General features: G+C 69.4%; 2 protein-coding genes and 1 pseudogene. 2 read left to right on the top strand and 1 reads right to left on the bottom strand.

The features are described 5' to 3' along the window. Nucleotides 1–325: pseudogene (locus VB737_RS16110) on the top strand (thiamine-phosphate kinase); the annotation flags it as partial. A gap of 58 nt (nt 326–383) precedes the next feature. Here VB737_RS16110 and VB737_RS16105 read toward each other — a convergent pair. Continuing rightward, on the bottom strand, nt 384–1,406 hold the full coding sequence (locus VB737_RS16105) for a type I glyceraldehyde-3-phosphate dehydrogenase (protein ID WP_500314446.1): 1,023 nt from the start codon (nt 1,404–1,406) through the stop codon (nt 384–386). Nucleotides 1,407–1,587: 181 nt separating this feature from the next. Between VB737_RS16105 and murC the strand changes: the two genes are divergently transcribed. Continuing rightward, the coding region (murC, locus tag VB737_RS16100; RefSeq protein WP_500314444.1) for a UDP-N-acetylmuramate--L-alanine ligase at nt 1,588–2,921 on the top strand (1,334 nt) is incomplete at its 3' end.

The following is a 2,921-nucleotide window of genomic DNA, read 5'->3' as shown; positions in this document are numbered from 1 at the left end:
CGACAGTAGTGACGGCCTGGCGGCCGCGGCCTCCTGCCTGGCCGTCGCCAGCGGCTGCACGGCCCTGTTATCCGAAAGCGACCTGCCCCTGGCGGCGGAGCTGGCGGGCCAGGCCCAGGCATGGGACTGGTGCCTCTGGGGCGGGGAGGACTTTGAGCTGGTGCTGGCCCTGGCGCCGGCCTGGGCCGAGGCCCTGGTGCAGCGGCTGGAGGGGGCGCGGTGCATCGGCCGGCTGGTGGAGCCACAGCCCTGCGGGCCCCTGGGGTGGGCGCAGGGGGGAGGGCCTATCGCCCCCCCGACCGCCGCCTTCCGGCATTTCGGCTGAGGGATTCAGCGAACGGGTTCAGCTGAGACTGGTTCAGCTGAGGAGGGGGCCCGCTGGCTCACTTCCAGTTGCGGGCCACCACTTCGGCCAGGTCGACGACGCGCTGGCTGTAGCCCCACTCGTTGTCGTACCAGGAGATCACCTTCACCATGGTGCCGTCCATCACCAGGGTGAGGTCGGCATCCACGATCGTGGATTCATCGGTGCCGGCGTGGTCGGTGGAGACCAGGGGCAGATCGCAGTATTTGATAATGCCCTTCATGCCGTTTTCGGAAGCGGCCTTGAAGATGCTGTTCACCTCCTCCTTGGTGGTGGCGCGGCTCACCTCAAGCACCATGTCCACCACCGAGACATTGGGGGTGGGAACGCGCAGAGCGATGCCGTTGAGCTTGCCCTTCATCGGCGGATACACCAGAGCCACCGCGGTGGCGGCACCGGTGCTGGTGGGCACGATGTTCACGGCGGCGGCGCGGGCGCGGCGCAGGTCGCGGTGGGAGGCATCGAGAATACGCTGGTCACCCGTGTAGCTGTGGGTGGTGGTCATCATGCCCTTGACGATCCCGAGGGATTGGTCAAGCACCTTCACCAGCGGTGCCATGCAGTTGGTGGTGCAGCTGGCATTGCTGATGATGTCGAAGTCTTCGTGGCGGTATTGATCAGCGTTGACGCCGACCACGAAGGTGCCCACTCCCTCACCCTTGCCCGGGGCGGTGATCAGGACCTTCCTGGCACCGGCCTCAATGTGCTTGCCGGCGCCCTTCTGGTCGATGAACACCCCGGTGGCCTCGATCACCAGATCCACACCCCATTCCTTCCAGGGCAGGTTGAGGGGGTTGCGGTCGGAGAAGCACTTGATGTGCTTGCCGTTCACGACGATGGTGTCGTCGGTGTGGCTCACTTCCGCATTGCGGATGTGGCCGAGCATCGTGTCGTACTGCAGCAGGTGGGCGTTGGTCTTCGGATCGGAGGTGTCGTTCAGGCCGACCACTTCGATGCCGGTGTTCTCACCGCGGCTCAGCCAGCAGCGCATGAAATTCCGACCGATTCGGCCAAATCCATTGATCGCAACGCGCAAGGTCATGGCAGAAAGCGGTGGAACCCGCTAGCAAGGGGGGATTTTGGCTGCCGATCATACAGAAATGGGGTCCTGCTCTTTCCCGCAGCCACAGGCCCCGGATCGGACGGTCGGCAAAGCGCAGTATCCCGCAGAGGGGGGAGGGCCGGTCTGCCGTTATTTTCGGCGTGGCCTGGAGTCCCCCTTGATCCCGAAGCTCGATCGCCGTCAGCCGCTCCATTTCATCGGGGCCGGGGGGATCGGCATGTCAGCCCTGGCAGGGATCCTGGCGGAGCGGGGCTTCCTGGTGAGCGGCTCCGACCCCCGTCCCAGTCCGGTGCTGGAGCGGCTGGGAAGCGCCGGCGTGCGGGTGTTCCAGGAGCAGACCGCCGCCACGATCACCGCGCTGCTGGCCGGCCTCGATGGGCCGGTGGCGGATCCCCTGGTGGTGATCAGCTCGGCGGTGCCCGCCGCCAACGCGGAGCTGGCCGAGGCCCGGCGGCGCGGGCTGTCGATCGTGCACCGCTCCGACGTGCTGGCGGCCCTGATCAATGCCCAGCCCTCGATCGCGGTGGCCGGCAGCCACGGCAAGACCACCACCAGCACCCTGATCGCCACACTCCTGGAGGCCGTCGGCGAGGACCCCACCGCCGTGATCGGGGGGATCGTGCCCGCCTTCGGCAGCAACGGCCGCCATGGCCGGGGCCGGCTGCTGGTGGCCGAGGCCGACGAGTCGGACGGCTCCCTGGTGAAGTTCCGGCCCCGGCTGGGGCTGCTCACCAACGTGGAGCTGGACCACACCGACCACTACCCGGACCTGGCCGCCCTGGTGGCCACCCTGCAGCAGTTCGCCGGCGGCTGCACCACCCTGCTGGCCAACCGGGACTGTCCGGTGCTGCGGGAGCATTTCCAGGCCGCCAGCTGGTGGTCGACCCTCAGCAGCGAAGGCGTGGACTTCGCCGCCATCCCCCTGGAGGAGCGGGGCGACGGCACCCTGGCCACCTGGCATGAGCACGGCGAGGCCCTCGGCACCCTGGAGGTGCCCCTGCCCGGCCGCCACAACCTGAGCAACACCGTGGCCGCCATGGCCGCCTGCCGGCTCGAGGGCGTGCCCTTCGAGGACCTGCGCCGGGCGGTGGCGGGCCTGCGGCCCCCGGGCCGCCGCTTCGACTGCCGCGGGCTCTGGCAGGACCGGGCGATCGTCGACGACTACGCCCACCACCCCAGCGAGGTGGCCGCCACGATCGCCATGGCCCGGCTGATGGTGGAGAGCGGCCGCAGCCCGCTGCCGCTGGTGCCCCGGCGGCTGGTGGCGGTGTTCCAGCCCCATCGCTACACCCGCACTGCCCAGTTCCTGGACGATTTCGCCGCGGCCCTCACCCAGGCCGACGCGGTGCTGCTGGCGCCCCTCTACGCGGCTGGCGAAGCCCCGATGGCGGGAATCTCCAGCCCGGCCCTGGCCGAGGCGGTGCGGGCCCTCGCCCCCGACCTGCCGGTGGCGGTGGCCGCCAGCATGGAGTCGCTGACCGCACAGCCCCTGCC

Source organism: Synechococcus sp. BA-120 BA3 (assembly GCF_034931285.1).
In the GTDB taxonomy this organism is placed as follows: Bacteria; Cyanobacteriota; Cyanobacteriia; order PCC-6307; family Cyanobiaceae; genus Cyanobium.
The sequence above is the reverse complement of the archived record's forward strand: the minus strand, read 5'-3'. Positions and strand labels throughout refer to the sequence as shown.